Below are 18,525 nucleotides of genomic sequence, written 5' to 3'. Positions count from 1 at the left end.
ACAGGTGATGACGATGTTTAAAATCAAAAAAGTTTTAAACTCGAGTGTGGTCCTGGCTGAAGATCAGAACCAACAGGAGATGGTTTTGTTTGGCCGTGGGATTGGCTATGGACAGAAACCGGGTCAAATGATAGAAGAGAAAAAAGCGGACCAAGTCTTTATGTCAGTCGATAACATGAGAGCAAAAGAATTTCTTCAATTGTTAGATTCTATGCCTCAAGAGTTTATCGATTTAACTCAGCGCATCGTCCAATATGCAGAAAAACGGTTAAATTCAAATCTAAATTCAGGCGTTTATTTTACCTTAATGGATCATTTGAATTTTGCTGTTGAACGACATAAAAAGAATATTAATATTACGAATCGCGTGTACTGGGAAATCAAAAATTACTATACTGAAGAATTTGAAGTAGGGAAGTACGCTCTTGAGTTAGTAAATGATACATTGGGCATACAATTACCAAAAGAAGAAGCTGCCAATATCGCCTTTCACCTAATCAATGCATTAGGTGAAGAATCCGATTCAAAAGATAGCATGAAATATGCCAAAATGATCGGGAGCATTGTCAATCTTGTGCGCTATACATTGAATATGAAAATGGACCAAGAGAATATTCATTACAGTCGGTTCATTACACATGTGAAGTTCTTTGTAGAGAGGTTGTATGCAAATAAATTACTGTCGGATCAAGAAAATGAGTTGTTTGAACAAATTGCACACTTGTATCCTCAGGCGATGGATGTTGCTTTTAAAATCAAAGATTATATTAAACAGGTGCATAGTATCGTCATTCCTAATGATGAGCTTACTTATCTTGCGGTACATATACACCGCCTCATATCTTATCAGCAATTAAAATAATGGTGGAACCACTTGCCTTGTGATCAGGCAAGTGGTTCTTTGCTGTGATCAATTTTTATATTAAGTTCCGATAGGTCGTTCTGTTGTGCCAGGATTCGTCTCATTTAACGAATTGAAAGACACTGTTTGTCCGAAAACAACGATGGTTAAAGCAAGGATCAATAAACTCATTTTTTTCATTAGAATTCCTCCATTCAAATATAGGATGGTTCATGTGATAGGCTTCCTTCAAAAAGAGATAGGCTTGATGAATGGCACCTAAATCTTCAAAGTGTTTTGCAGCTAGTGCACTTAATTCACAGGCACCTTCAGCATCCTTTAATTCTTTTAGAATGCTGATTTCCTCGAAACAGGCTTGAGCTTTTTGAGACATATCCTCAGTAAAATATAGATGGTAAAGCAAATTCATTTTTGCTGTATAGATGGGGCATTTCTCTGATTCGTGTTTTTGGTTGACCAATTCGAAGTAATAGAGAGCTTGTGTTCTTTCATCAATAGAGAGCAGCTCTTTGACTAACATAAACATGGTGTGATGGAAATAGCACGATGAGAGGTAGTTTTCATCACTTAGAGCCTTTTCTAGAGCATCGATACATTTTTTCGATTCTCCAGCTTCGGCATACAGAATACTGATATTATGAAAAAGCTGTGAAGTTAGAAAATGATCATTTAGATTGTCAGCGATGTGTAATGCTTTTTTGTAGTAGTTTTCTGCTCTTGTGAAGTCGCCAATATCCATATAATTAGCAGCGGCGATGACAATGGCTGTCGCTAATCTTCTTTCATATCCTTCATGACTTTTGAAAATATCTATAGCATTCTGAATATAGTGAAGAGAAATTAGGCTTTGACGAAGTAGCATATATAAGTTTGCGATTTTCGTATGGAATTCAGCTACTTCTATTTCATCCGGAATGTTTTGCAGTTTTTTCTCGGCAATTTTAAACAGTCCAATGGCTGATGCATAGTCTCTGTTATATGAAGCGTAAAGGGCTTTGTATAGGTAAAAATAGTATTCAATTAAGTCGTTTGTTTTAGAGGGACAATCTAGCTCTGTCTGTTCATTCAGTTTTTTACCTCTTCGTTCATATATCATGAGTTTATACTTGCCTTCTAGCAATGAATAATAAGTCAATACCTCCTGATTCTCTTCCATTTCTTGAAGCAATTGCTTTAATTCTGTGTACATTGCGTTAGCACTTTGTACATCATGTTTGCGAATCGCAATTCGCCAATCATTTAAACGGTTCCCCACCTGTTCAGCAGAAATGATAGCCATGAAATTTCACCTCTTTAAGATCCTTTCACCTGTTTCACTAAAAAACGATATCACAATTTTTGGAAGAATATAATCATTTCTGTGAGGTGATTGCCAAGAGGTAATAAAAAGGACCTATGGTCATGTGATGTACGAAATTGTAATGGTGATTGAATGTTTATACAAATGATTAAAATCTTTTTTTAATCGTCTAAAAAAGAAATATATACAATGGATTTTATGATTATGATCAAAAATATCACTGGTATATTACAAATAAAGAGATTTTAGTTAATCGGTGAGTAAGTTGGAAGGTCGATCTATTAAAGAAAATCAGTTATGATGATGCTAGATCAAATTTGGAATAGAAACGGATAGAAGCAGACAAAAATTAGTCTGTTGGAAAGGATGTTGATATGAAAAAAAGATTTAAAAACTTAAATTGGCAAATCACAGTGATTATGGCGACGCTGTTACTGGTTTTAGTGACTCTGTATATGTCAAAGAGATACTTTTATAGCAAAGAAATCGAATTGCTGACAGAATCTTGTCAACAAGTAGGCGGCAAAATCATACTAGAGACTAATAGTTTGTCTATGGATTATTCATTTGAGTGCCAGGAAAAGTAAAACAGGCAGAAAGGCTGCCTGTTTTATTCCAACTTAAAACCCTAAATCTTGAAGCCATTGATTTAATCTGGTCTCCCGTTTCTCGGCAGTTGACTCATCATCATATCTCCCTAAATGTAAGCTAGCCGTTATTTCTCCGTCATTCATAAACATGATTCTTTCAGAACGAAGAGCAACCTTTGGGTCATGTGTGACAAGCAGTAGTGTCGCTCCTTCAGAATGGATTTTCGAAAATATATTCATCACTTCCTTCGTTGCATGGGAGTTAAGAGCACCTGTTGGTTCATCAGCGAAAAGAATGTCTGGTTCATTCATAAGTGCTCGACAGATAGAGGCTCTTTGAAGCTGACCTCCTGATACTTCTGACAAATATCTATCTGCTAAATGATCAATATGAAGTTTCTCCATTAAATATCTAGCTCGCTCATTCACTTCTTTTCTTGGCTTTTTCTTTGTTAAGTAAGCTGCAGCAATGATGTTATCAAATAGAGTAAGATTTTTTAGTAAGTGGCTGTGTTGAAAGACAAATCCCATATCTGTTAAACGCAGAGCAGTTAACTGTTTATCTGTCATTTCTGATAATAAACTGCCTTTATATTTGATCTCTCCTGTTGAGGCTGATTCTATCCCGCTAAGCTGATAAAGCAAGGAGGTTTTCCCGCATCCGGAAGGTCCCATAATGGTCATAAATTCCCCGGGATTTATCGATAAATGGATATCTTTAAGAATGATTTGTTTCTGTCCTTTTAAAGAATCAATTTGCAAAGATAATCGCTTTGTTTCAATCAAGTGTTCCATGTGAAACATCTCCTTATGAAAGTGTATGACGTGTAGTTTGACTAGTAAAAAACGTCTTCAATAACGAAGCAGTTAAAGCTAAGCTGACAATCAATAGTGTGATTGGGTACACAACTGACACCCATTGTGGTGCCAGCCACTGGAGGCTTGATGCCCCTAAGGATGCTCCACCTACACTCATTAAAGCTGGTCCAATCGTGTGGACAGCGATCGTGCCAATAAATGTGCCCAAAAAGATAACGACGATAAAACTTGTGATATATTGTACTGTTACATCTTTTTTAGAAAATCCAATCGTTCGTAATAAATGGTTTCGGCTTGAATCTTTTGCTTTTAACATGTGCAGAAACATGAATAACATCAAACTGGCGGTTCCAAAAGCAGCTAATGTAGACAAAAATGCAACGACTTTTACTAAAGATGCTGTGCTGCCGATTGTTTGATGAACGTAATCTTTCATATCTGTCACTTTTGCAGGAGATATCTCTTTTTCAAATACTGTCTTTTTCTTCGCAATTTCTACTCCTTGGTTTAGTTGGATTTGAATAGTTTTCCAAAGAGCTGTTTGAGGAAATGGCTGTGATATTGCTTTTGCTGTTTTCCCGCCGTTGGTGACATCCTGATAAATGCCAGTCACAGTTTTTTGAATTTCCTGCCCGTTTGTTACGAGAGTAATTTTTTCTCCAACCTTTTTCTGAAGTGAATCTGAGCTGAGCACTGATAAGGCAATTTCTTTATTCTTTAAAGGCTGTCGCCCTTGTAAATAGGTGAGAGGAAATGCTGAGAGATTACCTGTTTCTAAATAGAGTGTTTCTAATGAATTCTCCTTTGATTTTGCCTGAAGAGAAGTTGTTTCATATATGGCTAATGCATGAATATCTCGATCTTCACGGATCATTGATTCTATTTTATTAGTATTTTCCTCTAGATGATTTCCTTGTCGTATATCAATTCGAAGGTCACTTTGACCAGAGCCAAGATATGTGATGAAATCCGGCGATTGTAAGGTGTACCATAGCTGAATAGGCAGCAACATCAAAAATGTACAAAGGGCCATAATACAAGTAATCGTTGTGTACAACTTCTTTCGTGATAACAGATCTTTTAAACCAAGCCAAATATTGACTGATATGAACCTGTTTTTCTTGAGATGCAAGGGTATTTGTTTTTTATCATTCGTTGAAATGACGCTACCTTGAAGTGCTTGAGCGGCTGATACTCGACCAAACTTTCTTAGGACAGTATAGCTGCAAGAAATGATGATCATTGCCATCACAATAGAAACACAAAGCGGGATGAACCAATAAGTAAAAGAAGGCTGATTCCCCATGTATCGCTGAATATTGGCTGTAAACATATCACCAAATATAAGAGTTAACCCATATCCTGCTATACACCCTATACCAGCAAGGAAGGCATACTTTCCAACGTATAATTGCTTGATTTTTGTTAAAGGAATCCCAAGCACCTTCAATATTCCAATTTCACGTTCGTCCTCTTCTATAGAAGCCGTCATAGCAAGATGAAGAGAGAGAAGAGCTATACCGATGAGCAACATGCAAACAAGTAGGAGAATGGCAATCACCATTCCATCTGTCAATGCGTTCAGCATACGCAGCAAAGGTAATGTGACAGCTGGACCTTGTTGTGGAAGCTGTGATGACTGGTAGATTGCTTGAAAGGCATCTGCCTGCGCGGCATCATGCAGTAAAAATTCAATTAAATATTCCTTTTTATGAAACACTTGATTCATTGCGTCCCAATCCTTGTGATGAAGAAGGAATCTTTTCGAACTAACAAGACTGGGGTTCATTTGTGCATCTCGCAAGAATGCTTTAATACGGAAAGAGAATTGATTAGACCCTTTCCCAATCAGTAACGTTTCTCCTATTTTGAGATGATATCTTTGCTGAAAATAGATAGGGACAGCCACTTCACCTTTACTGACAGTGAGCTTTTCATTTTGTTCATTTAAAAGAAAATCAAAATAACGATTTTGTTTCACAAATAAATGATCCATCACACCTGCTTTGGCGGGTTCGTTTCCGAACTTGATATTTGCATGTTCAATTGGAATCATTGGGACGATTTGATGTGCTTTTACCATGGACTGCTTGCTTGAGAATGCCTCAATATCTTTTTCCTTTAGGCTGCCGTCATGCATTTGGACAAAGTCTGGTGCCTTGGCTGAATGGAGCAGATTAGAAATGGAGCCATTCAGTTGTACTGTCATTTGAGCGGCGCTTGTTGCTAGAAATGATGTCATCATAATGCATATGGTTAAACCGATGGAAATGAGACGGTGGCGGGTTAAGTCCTTCTTTATAAACGTCAGTCTCATGAGGCTGATTCTCCTTCATGTTGCAGCATATTTTTTGTTAAATAGGCAAGGGCAAACATGAAAGTACTGACTATTAGTACTGTCACATACATGTTTGCTGAAAACGTATTGAACAAGAACCCATACATCATTTGACCAAGCGGGGCAGCACATTGAGAAACCATTGTCAGATTGGCCATCACTTTTCCTAATTGACTATTTGGCGTTTTCTTTTGAACATGTGAAATCACAACGATTGAAATCAATGTAAGCAGCATAGCAATCGGAAGACATCCTGCTAGAAAGAGAAAATAAGCTGGATAAGTGCCAAATTGAAGAGCTGTGTTGGATGTAGAGAATGCCACAGGTAGCAAGATGATCGCGATGACGATCAGCCAGCGATATAAAGTAGGGATGCGCCAATGCTTTGCTACAAGTCCAACTAGCAGAGCTCCTGCGATGACAGCGAACTCAATCAAGCCCATGCCTACACCATACATGATGTCACTGCTTTTCATTGTGACCCTTAAAATGATTGGACCACCTACGATAAAAAAGGGCGTGAGGATGAAATTTAACATTGCAGCAAGCAACATGGCTCTTTTTAAAAATGGCTGACTGCCAATATAGGAAAATCCCTGTTTCATATCTTTTACAAGCACTTTGCCCATAGTTTCCGTTAGGGGGCTAGGTGAGAAGGATATGTTTAACCGTAAAAGCATGCATGCTGATAGAAAAAACACGATGGCACTGGCACCTATAATGGATTGACTTCCAATCAGTCCGTACAGAACCCCGCCGATAATAGGAGCGAGAACACCTGAAAGTGCCTGCACGCCATTGACGATCCCGTTTGCTTGTTCTAATTGTTCCTGTTTTACTAACTGTGGAATGCTCGACATCACAGCGGGAGCATAGAACGTACTCATCACACCAAGAAGCACCATGACCGCTCCGATCATAAAGAGTGAATCATTGCCTGAGAATAACCAAAAATAAAAAGCCAGAATCATGATGCCGGTGAGAACATCAAATAAAATCATCAAGTTCCTTCTGTTAAACCGGTCAGCGATTGCGCCTGCTAAGGGGGAAAGAAGGAGCGGGACATTGGATAAAGCGAACAGTAAGGCATATAAGTCAACACGCTGAGTCATATCCAGCACGTGTAAAGATAGAACAAACCGAATTAAGGAAGACCCAAAAACGGAAATAATCTGTCCAAGCACGAGGTAAATAAAGTGGGATGAACCTCTTTTAGATAATAAAGCCATGGGTACCACTCTCCTTCTAGACCGACCGTCAGTCTATAGTGTATGCAGGATTGGTATTGAAGTGACCAATCACTGATTATGTTCATCAAGTTCTCCAGATAAACGTTTCAGAAGAAAGGAGAAGCTCCCCTTTTCTGCATGTAATGAGGATTCGAGGATATCGATAAAAGCTAGCGCGCGCTGCATACTCTCTTCGGCTGTCCATTGAAAAAGGCCCTCATCAAATATGACCTGTGCAGAAGCAAGAAGGAATTCCACCGTTTCTTGCGGGTACTTTGTTTTGAATGTCCCTTCTTCCACCCCTTGCTGAATGACATCAGCTAAAACGGGTGATAGTTCTTTAATCGCTTTGATTAAGCTTTTTTGGTGCATCTCTGCATTAGAAGGCTGATGGAATTGTTCAATCATGCCCTGTTTATTGCTTCCTTGCTGAGGCGATTGCGCCATGATAATGCGAAATAGTTTGTCGACGACTGGAAGGTCTGGCTCAGCCGCAATACGCTTCGCCACGATGATATCTGCTTTGATAATCCTGTCAATAATGGCATCCATCACTTCTTCTTTGGATGAAAAGTAATAATAAAAAGTGCCTTTTGCAATGCCAACAGCTTTCAGAATGTCGATAATCGTTGTTTGCTGATAGCCTTTGGTAGAAAAAAGCTCTTCGGCTGCGTTTAAGATGTCATTTTTACGTTCTTCAGGATGTTTAACTGTTCTCATAAAGCCATCCTTTCTTTTGACTAGACTGTCGGTCGGTCTCTTGATTTGATTAAACACTTTTCAATGTATCTTTGTCAATGCCTCATTTTTAAACACTTTGCATTTATTGTGCAATGACACTATGATACATTGAATGAAAATACCTTCAGGAGAGATGCCTCATGCAATTTTTAACCACTGAATTGGCACAAGAAATGGTTGAACGTACGATGCGTATTTTAGATAAAAACATCAATGTGATGAATGCGGATGGTGTCATCATTGGTTCTGGTGAACGAAACAGGATTGGTCAGAAACATGATGGTGCACGACTTGTTCTGACAAGCGGGGACAGTGTGGAAATTGACCACGAGGCGTCCTTACACTTAGAAGGAGTGAGACCAGGAATCAATTTGCCTATTTGCTTTCGTGAACAAGTAGTTGGTGTGATTGGCATTACTGGTGAGCCAGAGGACATTCGGCATCATGCCGAGCTGGTGAAAATGGCGGCTGAGCTGGTGTTAGAGCAGTCTTTTCTGCTTGAACGAGTTCAGTGGCGGCAGCGAATAGAGAGTGAAATTGTCAATCAGTTAATTTCTGATTCGGACGTTGGTGATCATCAGCTAAAGAACCGAGCTGCATGGCTGGGAATGGATTTAGATAAACGCCGAATGGCCATCATTTTTCAGCCAGTTCCATCCTCAGAAGACGCTGTGCATAAAATGATTCATGCGATTCAATACGATAAGAATGTGGATGATTTGCTTGGCATGACCTTTCGTCATGAATTGGTTCTTTTAAGGCAGCCGATTTCTGATCATTTTTTAAAGCATGTGGTTGGGCAGCTGCAAAGAACAATGGAAAAAGCAGTAGGAGGCCAGGTGCTGGTGGGGATAGGGACTGTCGCCGCCAACATAAGCCAGCTGTCATTGTCCTTTGAGCACGCAAGAGATTCCTTGAGGTTGGGGAAGGCTCTTGATCCGAAGGAAAGTATTTATTTTTTTGAATCTTATCAGCTGGAAAGGCTATTGATTACTGCAGGAGCTGTTGAAGAAAACAGTAGTTGGGTTGACTTTTACAAGCCAATAATACAAGAAGCGGAGCTTGCCCACACATTAAGAATTTACATTAAAGAAGGCGGTGATTTACAAAGAATTGTTGATCGTTTATTTATTCACAGGAATACATTGCGATATCGTTTAGATAAAATACAAGCTTTGACTGGAAAAGATCCCCGTCATGTGAAACAGTTGATGGAGCTTTATATGGCGCAGTTGATGAGTCAACTATCTTAATTGTGCATATGCACAATTGAATAAAGGAATAAATGAAAAAAGTTCATCTAGATTCACAACCCGATCCCAGTTAGTAAACGCTTACAATTTAAGAAAGACATTTTGGGGGGATCGAAAATGAGTGGAGATGTGACAGTAAGTACACTAGGAGCCATGACGGCACTTGTGGTTGCGATTGTTCTTATTCTAAAAAAAGTATCACCTGCATATGGCATGCTGGCAGGTGCTTTCATAGGCGGCTTGGTAGGCGGTGTAGATATTGTTCAGACCGTCAACGTCATGATGGAAGGCGCTAAGGATATGATTCCAGCTGTCCTCAGAATTATGGCGGCAGGTGTCTTGGCTGGCGTTTTAATTGAGTCGGGTGCAGCTTTATCTATCGCCGAGGCGATCGTGAAGAAGCTTGGAGAGGCGAGGGCGTTATTAGCACTTGCACTGGCAACCATGATTTTAACAACAGTGGGTGTTTTTGTAGATGTTGCTGTTATCACGGTAGCGCCTATCGCACTTGCCATTGCCAAACGGGCAAAGCTGTCAAAAACGGGGATTTTACTCGCCATGATTGGAGGCGGGAAGGCAGGGAATATCATGTCACCGAATCCAAATGCCATTGCCGCTTCTGATGCTTTTGGTGTACCGCTTACTTCAATGATGGCTGCGGGTGTCATTCCGGCTGTGTTTGGATTGGCTGTTACATATGTGTTAGCTAAAAAGCTTGCAAAAAAAGGGACACCTGTTCTTGAAGAGGAAACCGCGTTAAGCAAAGTTGAAGAGCCAGCTTTTTTTCAAGCACTTACGGGTCCGCTTGTCACCATTTTATTGTTGGCTTTAAGACCGCTTTTTCAAATCAATATAGACCCAATGATCGCCTTACCGATCGGAGGCATTATAGGCGCTCTTTTCATGAAAAAAGGGAAGTTTCTCAATGATTATGCGATGTCAGGGCTTCATAAAATGTCGGGTGTAGCGATTATGTTATTAGGGACAGGCACACTAGCAGGAATTGTATCAAATTCTTCCTTAAAAGATGTGTTTATTCAAGCACTCGATGCTTCGGGATTACCACCGTATTTACTTGCACCAGCTTCAGGGATATTTATGTCAGCCGCCACTGCTTCGACAACAGCAGGAACGGCGGTAGCGAGTGGCGTATTTAGCGGTACACTCATTGGGCTTGGTGTATCGGCTCTTTCAGGAGCAGCCATGATTCATGCTGGTGCAACTGTGCTTGATCATATGCCGCATGGGAGCTTTTTCCATGCAACAGCAGGAAGTGTTCAAATGGACATCAAAGAGCGGTTGAAACTCATGCCTTTTGAATCGTTAATTGGTTTGACATTAACTGTCGTGTCGACCATTATTTTCGGCGTTTTTCAGTTGTTTGGCTGATGACATTTGATAAGAAACGAGGGACTTTAGGATGAAAATTGTGATTGCACCAGATTCATTTAAAGAAAGTTTATCTGCATATGAGGTAGCATGTGCCATCGAACGAGGATTTCATGCGATTTTGTCAGACGCTGAATATATTAAACTTCCCATGGCAGATGGAGGAGAGGGAACTGTTCAATCACTAGTTGATGCGACCGGCGGGTACATGATCAATCAAGTAGTCACAGGCCCGCTTGGTGACCCTGTCGATGCCTTTTTTGGCATGTTAGGAGACGGTGAGACGGCCGTTATAGAGATGGCCGCAGCCTCTGGGTTACACCTTGTTCCGCAAGAAAAACGCAATCCGTTACTTACGACATCGAAAGGAACTGGGGAATTAATGCTTGCGGCACTAGATCAAGGAGCAAAGCATGTCATCATTGGGCTTGGCGGAAGTGCAACAAATGATGGCGGCGTTGGGATGATGCAAGGATTAGGTGCGGCTTTTCTTGATCAAGCAGGACAGGAGCTATCGCCAGGCGGTGGAGCCCTTCATCAACTAGCTTCTATTGATCTATCTGGACTTGACCCAAGACTGCAATCCGTTCGGCTGGAGGCAGCCTGTGATGTGGATAATCCTTTAACAGGTAAGAGAGGAGCGTCTGTCGTATTTGGTCCTCAAAAAGGTGCAGATGAAGAAATGGTTCAAGTGTTAGACAAGAATTTAGCTCATTTTGCTCACATAGCAGAAAAGCAGTTTACTGTATCCTTTGAAGATGCAGCGGGGGCAGGAGCGGCAGGAGGACTTGGTGCGAGTTTATTAGGCTTTTTACACGCCGATTTGCAAAGAGGAATTGACATTGTGCTGAAGGCTGTTCAGTTTGATGATGTCATCAAGGAGGCAGACCTAGTCATTACTGGGGAAGGCCGAATTGACCAGCAGACCATTTATGGAAAAACCCCAATCGGTGTAGCCAAAGCAGCAAAGCAGTATCACCTGCCTGTGATTGGTATCGCGGGCTCCCTCTCAAAAGACAGTGCTGTCGTACATGAGCATGGCATTGATGCACTTTTTAGTATCGTTCCAGGTATAACTTCTCTTTCTGAGGCAATGAGAGATGGGGCTATTCATGTAGAAAGAACCGCTCGAAATATTGCGGCTGCTATATCAATTGGAAGAAATAAGTAAACGATGAAAAATGTTTCCTTTTCTATCACATTCTTTCTATAGAAATGTGGTAAAATTGTATGAAATGCTATAGAAAGTTGGAGGAAACACAAATGTCTAATCTACCAAATTGTCCTTCATGCAGTTCAACGTATACTTATGAGGATGGCAGTCTGCTGGTTTGTCCTGAATGTGCGCATGAATGGTCACTTGAACAAGAACAAGCGGCAGAGGAGCAGCTTGTGGTCAAAGATGCGAATGGAAATCTATTAAGTGATGGGGATACGGTCACTGTCATTAAAGATTTAAAAGTAAAAGGCTCTTCTTCCGTTTTAAAAATAGGAACGAAGGTCAAAGGCATTCGTTTAGTGGAAGGCGATCATAACATTGATTGTAAAATTCCTAGCTTTGGCGCAATGAAGTTAAAATCAGAGTTTGTGAAAAAGGTATAATAACGAAAGGAGGCTGTCAGTAGAGGCCTCTTTTTCATTTCTTTATTCATAGGTGAAAGGAATAATCTTAAAAAAAATTCCATACATATATACCTGTTGAAAAAGGTTCATTTTAAAAAAATCAAGCCTCTTTTCACATAAAAGATTGTTGTTTTCTTAACCCTACCTTAAAAAAGGCAGAGGATTCTCTAAATTTTGCCTAATCCCCTTCACAACTTTTGGGCATTGCTGTACCATATGGAAGTGTTCTTCTATTTTTAACGGATCATGGTGTTTATCAGGGAATAAGATGATAGATGATACTTAGACAAAGAAGGAGAGGTAACGTGACGAACGTTTTAGAACTGCATAATGTATCTAGGCATATTCACGGGAAAAAGATCGTTCAAGACTTGAGCTTTTCTGTCCAAGCGGGCGAAGTCTTTGGCTTCTTAGGACCAAACGGCGCAGGGAAAACAACAACCATTCGTATGATGGTCGGTCTTTCTCCAATTACATCTGGTGACATTCTGATTAATGGCCATAGTATTCAATCCTCATATCAGCATGCCATCCAAGATGTTGGTGCCATTATTGAAAACCCAGAAATGTATAATCATTTAACGGCAAGACAAAATCTTGTTCACTTTGCCAGAATGAATGGGAAAGTGGATGAAGGGCGAATTGATGAGCTGCTAGAGCTGGTCAGCTTACAGCACGTGAAACATAAGCGTGTCCGAACGTTTTCATTAGGCATGAAGCAGCGTTTAGGCATTGCGCAAGCACTTATACATAGACCGAAACTACTGATATTAGATGAGCCGACCAATGGACTTGATCCAGAGGGAATTCGCATGATACGAGATTACTTGAGAAGGCTTGCAAAGGAAGAAGGGCTAGCTGTCATTGTTTCAAGTCACCTCATGTCAGAAATGGAACTGATGTGTGATCGTTTTGCGATTATCCAAAAAGGAAAGCTGATTGCGATTGAGGATCAGCGTGCAGAGACGAATCAAGACGATTTGGTCAATTACCGAATGAAGGTCGCATCTGGTGAGCTGGCAGAAGCGCAGAAGCTCATCGGCGCATTTGAGGAAGGCACGACTGTAAGAGAAGAGGAGCAGTATTTATTCTTCTCCTTGCCAGAAGAGAAAATGCCGGAATTGATTCGTCATTTGAGCGGCGCGTCCATTCATTTGTACGAAATCAAAATAGAAAAACAAACCTTAGAAGATAAGTTCTTAAGCTTAACAGGTAAAAAGGAGGCAGACGTATGATACGCCTCATTCAAAACGAGTGGATGAAGATCAGTTATCGTGTTGGAACTTGGATTATGGTTGGACTTCTTGTTTTAGGTATGATCGCCACGCTGATCTTTGTAGTGAAAACAAATGACAAAGATCAAGCTTCAGGTGATTGGAAAACCCAGCTAGAAATGATGAATACGGAGAACAAGAAAGAGCTCAAAGAGACAGAGAATGGTTTCTTTAAAAGAAGCCTTGAAAAAGAGATCGCTATTAATGATTATCGAATCAAGCATAACTTGCCGCCAGCTGATCAGTTTAGCCACAGTGTATGGGATTATGTGAAAACAAACGCCAATTTACTTCAGCTAGTAGGTGTGTTTGTGATCATTATTGCTTCCACTATTGTGTCGGCTGAATACAAGCATGGTACAATCAAATTATTATTGATTCGTCCACCATCAAGGCTAAAGATCCTAATATCTAAATATATTACAGTACAGCTGTATGCTCTTTTACTTGTTGTGGTGCTATTTATCTTGTCCTTCATATTGGGTGCTATTTTCTTTGGACTTAGCACTGATTATGTGAATTTGGTGTATCACAATGGTGAAGTGATTGAACGTTCGCAGTTTGCAAATATGATCTATTATTATCTTGCTCATTGTGCAATGTTTGTCGTTTTGGGAACCCTTTCGTTCGCCATTTCTACAGTATTTAGAAGCGAAGCTATCTCCATTGCCATTAGTGTGTTAGCTTATATTGTGGGTGGATCAGTTACAGGTATTTTAATGCTCTTCTTTGATTGGTCAAAATATTTGTTATTTGCAAACGATCCATCCCAATACTTTATGGAACAGGTTACTCTTATCGAAGGTATGTCTCTAGGATTCTCATTAATCGTCCTAGTCATCTATTGGGCTATTTTCTTAGCCATTGCCTTAATTGTCTTCCAAAAACGAGAAGTGAAAACAGGCAGTTAAATTTTAAAAATTTTTAGGAGGTTTACACATGATTAGTCGTAAAGGTGAAAAAATTATGGGGATTATTAGTATTGTCCTCAATGCCATTGGTGTTGGATTTGGAGCATTAATCCTCTCGGTAGGTCCATCATTTTATAATGAAATTAATGAAGTGCTACAAGAGGAAGGCGAAACATTACCGATTGAAACGCTTCAAGCTTCAGTTAATGCATTTGGTACGCAGTTTATGGTCGTTTCTGGAATTGCAGCAGTGCTATCGATTGTCGGTGTTATTCTCTTGAAAACAGACCGCCGTGCCGTGATTTCAGGTGTTCTTTTCTTGGTGTCTGCTGTGACTCTTTTAATTGGAACAATCGGTCTTGCATTCGCTCCAATGGTTCTATTGTTTATCATTGGATTAATGTCTCTTATTAGAAAGCCGAATACAGACATTCACACAAGTGAATATCCTTCATAATACAAAGAAAAAGACATGCGTCGTTGTACGCATGTCTTTCTTTTTTTAAATGATACCGATTAGCATCGCCACGAACAGAAGGATAATACTGAATCCCCACATCCAAAAGAAGGAGTAGCGGATATGTTTCCCCATATCCACCCCTGCCAGGCCTACAGCGAGCCAAACAGCAGGTGCAAGCGGACTGACAAAGGTTCCGATAATATTCCCAATCATCATGGCATATGCCGCTGAAGTACCAGATACGCCAACCTCAGATGTAATGGATTCAACAATTGGCAGAAGGGCGTAATAATAGGCGTCTGTACTAGTCAGCATATCGAGCGGCACTCCAAGCATCCCGACAATAATATGTAAAAATGGCAGTAAGAAAGCTGGTAAAATATGAATACTGTCGACCGCAATGGCTTTCAGCATCCCTGTACCTTCAAGAATTCCTAAAAATGAACCTGCGGAGAAAATAACAGCCGCCATCATCAGTGCACTAGGTGCGTGCGCCTTGATTCTTTCCATCTGTAAATTTACATTCGGAAAGTTAATCAACAGTGCTAGTGACAGGCCAATCATAAACATATAACTAGCAGGAATTACGTTTAACACGAGAAGTACCACAACACAGACAAATAGAATAAGGTTCACCCAGATGAGATGATAACGCTTTAAAGAAGCGTCACCTGTTTCGCTAATAGACTGAATGGCACGATCCCAATCGGCGCCTTCTAGTTGAACAGCAGCTACTTCGTTTGCAGCAATTTTCACCCGAATTCGTTTTTCTTCCCTCTTTCCTAAAAAGAACGCCATTCCTAACACGAGCACCACCCCAATGAGCTGGATCGGAATAAGCGGCACCCAGAGTTCAGATGGATCCATATTCAAGACGCTTGCTGCCCGTCCAGTCGGACCAGCCCAAGGAATCATATTGGTTAATCCAGCACTCGTCCCAATTAATAACAGCAGCAAGTAAGGACTCATATGTAATTTTTTATAAAGTGGCAGCAGTGCAGGTACAGTTAATAAAAAGGTTGTAGCCCCTGCTCCATCTAAGTGAGCAATGATCCCAATTAAAGCAGTTCCCATTGCAACTGTGACAACATTTCCTTTTGTCAGCTTAATTAATGCTTTAATTACAGGTTCAAAGAACCCTGTATCTTGTAAAATGCCGAAAAATAAAATGGCGAAGATAAACATGGTCGCCACCGGCAATACTTTGATAATTCCTTCTTCAAAAAAGGTTTGAATGTCATTTATCCCAAATCCCGCAATCAGTGCTCCTATTAAAGGCACCATGACCATGGCGACAATTGGACTTGCTTTCCCCCAAATCAGCAATACAACAATCGTTAAAATAATCAACAATCCAACAAGCGTTAACATAAGACCCTCCCCCTACAATAAACCGTTTACATTTGTTTGCTCTTTTTATCACAATGCAGTCCCACAGCTGCATTGAAAAAAAGGGTATCAAAAATATGAGCATTAGGCAACCGCTTTCATACCTATACAATGGTAAAAAAGGATGGTGAATCCATTCGTGGTGCGGTATCAAACATGTCAAAAAATTTAGATAAAATATAAAGGTTCATATACATTTCTACTAATAAATATATTTATATAGGTATTTAGAATTATCTAAATAAAAAGAAGCGTCCAATGAATGAACACTTCTTTTAAATTATTTTTTCAAGATGATGTACTCGTAAGGATCAAGCTGAAGCTTCTCTGGCACCTGCTCATCAGTCAGCATATTTTCATAGCTTTCCGCTGAATCTAGTGATATGTTCTGCTGCTCTTCTGTAAAATTCATCATAAACACATATTCCTGAGTGCCATCTGTTCGTTTTTGTACACTGACTCCCTCTGGAATCACCGCTGATAGGACGGGCTGTATCTCCATTTCTGCGATGAGTTCCTCGTAAAACTCATCATAAAAAATCTCCTCATTTTCGGAAGCCATATAGTATGCTTTTCCATCTCCAAAAGGATGGACAGTCAGGGCTGGCTGTCCTTCGTAGCAGCCGTTCTCAAAATGTCCTAACACAGAGGCCGTTTCAGGATGTATGGATTCGCAATATTGCCCGACATGGTAGGTGCGTCCATTCCCTGTGGTCATTAATACATGTTCATCTGGCATCAATGTGTTGATTTCCTCAGCCCAGATGCCAAGTACATGGCGGAGAGGACCGGGGAAACCGCCGAGGAAACAGAGGTCATTTTCGTCGACCATACCGCTCCAGTATGTCGCTATAAAAGTGCCGCCCCTTTTGACAAAGGCTTCGATTTTTTCTGCGACGCCTGGTTTGATCATGTAGAGCATTGGACCAACGAGCACCCGATAGGATGAGAAATCCTTTTCCATGCCGACAATGTCAACAGGAATGCCTTTTTTCCAAAAGCTTCGATAGTGAGTTTGACAAGCCTCTACATAGCGTTTGTTTGTATTATTTAAGCCTTGTGCATCATCAATGGCCCAGTGGTTTTCCCAATCATATATGATGGCGACTTCTGGTTGAACGGATGTCCCCGCGATGGGTTGCAGCTGCTCCAGCTGTTTCCCTAGATCAGCGACCTCTTGAAACACGCGCGTATGTTCATGTCCGGAATGATCGACTACCGCGCCATGGAATTTCTCGGAGGCACCTCGCCCTTGGCGCCACTGGAAGTAAAGCACGGAGTCTGATCCGTGGGCAATCGCCTGTATGGCAGAAAGGTGTGCCATGCCTTTGTGTTTGACCTTATTCACTTCATGCCAGTTCACAAGGCTCGGTGTACTCTCCATCACGAGAAATGGCTGCCCGTCCTTTAATGAACGATATAAGTCGTGAACGAAGGCAACGTTTGACGCTAATTCAGCGGTTGTTTCCCTGCCGCTATGCCATGCTGGATAGCTATCCCATGAAATTACGTCGACCTCTTTTGCAAATTGATGATAATCCAGTCCAAGAAATGGGCGCATATGCGGGTAGTCGCCCATAAAGTTGGTGGTCACTGGAATATGGGGCGTCAATTCCCGAAGCGGTTCAATTTCATTTTGATAAAAATTGATCGTTTGCGCTGTGACAAAGCGTTTCCAATCTAGGTTCATCCCGTGAATCATGTGCTCCCCGTGCGGTGCAGGTGACTCGATTTGTGACCAATCACTATACGTGTGGCTCCAAAATCCTGTCCACCATGCTTGATTCAAAGCTTCAAGGTCATGATTGTACTTGTCTTTCAAAAAGTCTCGAAATGCTTCCTGGCAGAGATCACAATGACATTCGCCACCGTACTCATTCGAAATGTGCCACATGATCAGTGCTGGGTGATCCTTGTAGCGTTCAGCGAGCAAACGATTGAGTGTATTCGTTTTTTCTCTATAAACCGTTGAGGTGAAGCAATGATTATGGCGAAGTCCATGTAAGTTACGCTGACGGTTCGCTTCGACGCGCAATACCTCTGGATATGCTTGTGACAGCCAAGCAGGTCGTGCCCCGCTTGGCGTTGCAAGAATGGCGTGTGCCCCCTGTGCTGCCAAGCGGTCCATGATGTCATCCAGCCATGTAAAATCATATTGACCTTCTTTTGGCTCTAGCTTACTCCATGCGAAAATGTTGATGGAGAATGTTTGACAGTGTGCAAGCTTCATTAATCGAAAATCTTCGTCAATGATCTCCGGCATATGAAGCCATTGATCTGGATTATAATCGCCACCATGCAAAAAGCCTTTCACATTGGGGTGAACGAGTGGGTAACGCTTTCCCAT

Annotated in this window: 15 protein-coding genes; 8 read left to right on the top strand and 7 right to left on the bottom strand. The window is 40.9% G+C overall.

Annotation, left to right across the window (positions count from 1 at the left end; all coding sequences use genetic code 11):
- Positions 1-13 precede the first annotated feature (13 nt).
- Positions 14-862, top strand: a complete 849-nt coding sequence (locus tag NSQ36_RS18575; RefSeq protein WP_137054136.1) for a PRD domain-containing protein — start codon at positions 14-16, stop codon at positions 860-862.
- A gap of 100 nt (positions 863-962) precedes the next feature.
- On the opposite strand, the gene NSQ36_RS18570 is transcribed toward NSQ36_RS18575, so the two are convergent.
- The 5 genes from NSQ36_RS18570 to NSQ36_RS18550 form a co-directional block, all read right to left on the bottom strand.
- Positions 963-2,141, bottom strand: a complete 1,179-nt coding sequence (locus tag NSQ36_RS18570; RefSeq protein ID WP_226804505.1) for a Rap family tetratricopeptide repeat protein — start codon at positions 2,139-2,141, stop codon at positions 963-965.
- Positions 2,142-2,782: 641 nt separating this feature from the next.
- Positions 2,783-3,547, bottom strand: a complete 765-nt coding sequence (locus NSQ36_RS18565) for an ABC transporter ATP-binding protein (RefSeq protein WP_339206393.1) — start codon at positions 3,545-3,547, stop codon at positions 2,783-2,785.
- 13 nt (positions 3,548-3,560) lie between these two features.
- Complete coding sequence (locus tag NSQ36_RS18560) at positions 3,561-5,888, bottom strand: ABC transporter permease (protein WP_339206391.1); 2,328 nt, start codon at positions 5,886-5,888, stop codon at positions 3,561-3,563.
- Positions 5,885-7,138 (bottom strand): MFS transporter, encoded by a 1,254-nt coding sequence (locus NSQ36_RS18555; RefSeq protein WP_310425102.1) that lies wholly within the window; start codon positions 7,136-7,138, stop codon positions 5,885-5,887. Before NSQ36_RS18555 ends, NSQ36_RS18560 begins: the two co-directional genes overlap by 4 nt.
- Positions 7,139-7,207: 69 nt before the next feature.
- Entirely contained in the window at positions 7,208-7,858 is a 651-nt protein-coding gene (locus NSQ36_RS18550) for a TetR/AcrR family transcriptional regulator (protein WP_050944607.1), read from the bottom strand.
- 161 nt (positions 7,859-8,019) lie between these two features.
- Here NSQ36_RS18550 and NSQ36_RS18545 point away from each other — a divergent pair, with 161 nt between their 5' ends.
- The 7 genes from NSQ36_RS18545 to NSQ36_RS18515 all read left to right on the top strand — a co-directional run bounded on the left by NSQ36_RS18545 (position 8,020) and on the right by NSQ36_RS18515 (position 14,786).
- Complete coding sequence (locus NSQ36_RS18545) at positions 8,020-9,132, top strand: sugar diacid recognition domain-containing protein (protein ID WP_339206388.1); 1,113 nt, start codon at positions 8,020-8,022, stop codon at positions 9,130-9,132.
- Between the two features lie 117 nt (positions 9,133-9,249).
- Positions 9,250-10,521 (top strand): GntP family permease, encoded by a 1,272-nt coding sequence (locus NSQ36_RS18540; protein ID WP_339206386.1) that lies wholly within the window; start codon positions 9,250-9,252, stop codon positions 10,519-10,521.
- A gap of 31 nt (positions 10,522-10,552) precedes the next feature.
- Positions 10,553-11,692, top strand: coding sequence for a glycerate kinase (locus NSQ36_RS18535; RefSeq protein ID WP_339206384.1), 1,140 nt, complete (start codon positions 10,553-10,555; stop codon positions 11,690-11,692).
- Positions 11,693-11,784: 92 nt separating this feature from the next.
- Complete coding sequence (locus NSQ36_RS18530; protein WP_003215145.1) at positions 11,785-12,123, top strand: zinc ribbon domain-containing protein YjdM; 339 nt, start codon at positions 11,785-11,787, stop codon at positions 12,121-12,123.
- A 326-nt stretch (positions 12,124-12,449) separates the two neighbouring features.
- Positions 12,450-13,379: an ABC transporter ATP-binding protein gene (locus NSQ36_RS18525; protein WP_080984767.1), complete on the top strand. Its 930-nt coding sequence runs from the start codon at positions 12,450-12,452 to the stop codon at positions 13,377-13,379.
- Positions 13,376-14,329: an ABC transporter permease gene (locus tag NSQ36_RS18520; protein ID WP_310026387.1), complete on the top strand. Its 954-nt coding sequence runs from the start codon at positions 13,376-13,378 to the stop codon at positions 14,327-14,329. The genes NSQ36_RS18525 and NSQ36_RS18520 overlap by 4 nt, the downstream gene beginning before the upstream one ends.
- Before the next feature lie 28 nt (positions 14,330-14,357).
- Positions 14,358-14,786, top strand: coding sequence for a DUF4064 domain-containing protein (locus NSQ36_RS18515; protein ID WP_003214965.1), 429 nt, complete (start codon positions 14,358-14,360; stop codon positions 14,784-14,786).
- A gap of 45 nt (positions 14,787-14,831) precedes the next feature.
- On the opposite strand, the gene NSQ36_RS18510 is transcribed toward NSQ36_RS18515, so the two are convergent.
- Both NSQ36_RS18510 and NSQ36_RS18505 read right to left on the bottom strand, forming a co-directional pair.
- On the bottom strand, positions 14,832-16,160 hold the full coding sequence (locus tag NSQ36_RS18510; RefSeq protein WP_003214912.1) for a citrate:proton symporter: 1,329 nt from the start codon (positions 16,158-16,160) through the stop codon (positions 14,832-14,834).
- Positions 16,161-16,458: 298 nt separating this feature from the next.
- Positions 16,459-18,525 carry a beta-galactosidase gene (locus NSQ36_RS18505; protein ID WP_339206381.1) on the bottom strand — a complete coding sequence of 689 codons (2,067 nt, stop codon included), beginning with the start codon at positions 18,523-18,525 and terminating at the stop codon, positions 16,459-16,461.

Source organism: Bacillus sp. FSL W8-1143, from assembly GCF_037965155.1.
GTDB lineage: Bacteria > Bacillota > Bacilli > Bacillales > Bacillaceae > Bacillus > Bacillus pumilus.
This window is presented reverse-complemented; position numbering and strand designations above follow the sequence as displayed.

What these genes read in the sequence shown, in the direction of transcription:
- NSQ36_RS18575 (WP_137054136.1), top strand. Translation starts at nt 14, where the DNA reads ATGTTTAAAATCAAAAAAGTTTTAAACTCGAGTGTGGTCCTGGCTGAA.
- NSQ36_RS18570 (WP_226804505.1), bottom strand. Translation starts at nt 2,141, where the DNA reads ATGGCTATCATTTCTGCTGAACAGGTGGGGAACCGTTTAAATGATTGG.
- NSQ36_RS18565 (WP_339206393.1), bottom strand. Translation starts at nt 3,547, where the DNA reads ATGGAACACTTGATTGAAACAAAGCGATTATCTTTGCAAATTGATTCT.
- NSQ36_RS18560 (WP_339206391.1), bottom strand. Translation starts at nt 5,888, where the DNA reads ATGAGACTGACGTTTATAAAGAAGGACTTAACCCGCCACCGTCTCATT.
- NSQ36_RS18555 (WP_310425102.1), bottom strand. Translation starts at nt 7,138, where the DNA reads ATGGCTTTATTATCTAAAAGAGGTTCATCCCACTTTATTTACCTCGTG.
- NSQ36_RS18550 (WP_050944607.1), bottom strand. Translation starts at nt 7,858, where the DNA reads ATGAGAACAGTTAAACATCCTGAAGAACGTAAAAATGACATCTTAAAC.
- NSQ36_RS18545 (WP_339206388.1), top strand. Translation starts at nt 8,020, where the DNA reads ATGCAATTTTTAACCACTGAATTGGCACAAGAAATGGTTGAACGTACG.
- NSQ36_RS18540 (WP_339206386.1), top strand. Translation starts at nt 9,250, where the DNA reads ATGAGTGGAGATGTGACAGTAAGTACACTAGGAGCCATGACGGCACTT.
- NSQ36_RS18535 (WP_339206384.1), top strand. Translation starts at nt 10,553, where the DNA reads ATGAAAATTGTGATTGCACCAGATTCATTTAAAGAAAGTTTATCTGCA.
- NSQ36_RS18530 (WP_003215145.1), top strand. Translation starts at nt 11,785, where the DNA reads ATGTCTAATCTACCAAATTGTCCTTCATGCAGTTCAACGTATACTTAT.
- NSQ36_RS18520 (WP_310026387.1), top strand. Translation starts at nt 13,376, where the DNA reads ATGATACGCCTCATTCAAAACGAGTGGATGAAGATCAGTTATCGTGTT.
- NSQ36_RS18515 (WP_003214965.1), top strand. Translation starts at nt 14,358, where the DNA reads ATGATTAGTCGTAAAGGTGAAAAAATTATGGGGATTATTAGTATTGTC.
- NSQ36_RS18510 (WP_003214912.1), bottom strand. Translation starts at nt 16,160, where the DNA reads ATGTTAACGCTTGTTGGATTGTTGATTATTTTAACGATTGTTGTATTG.
- NSQ36_RS18505 (WP_339206381.1), bottom strand. Translation starts at nt 18,525, where the DNA reads ATGGGAAAGCGTTACCCACTCGTTCACCCCAATGTGAAAGGCTTTTTG.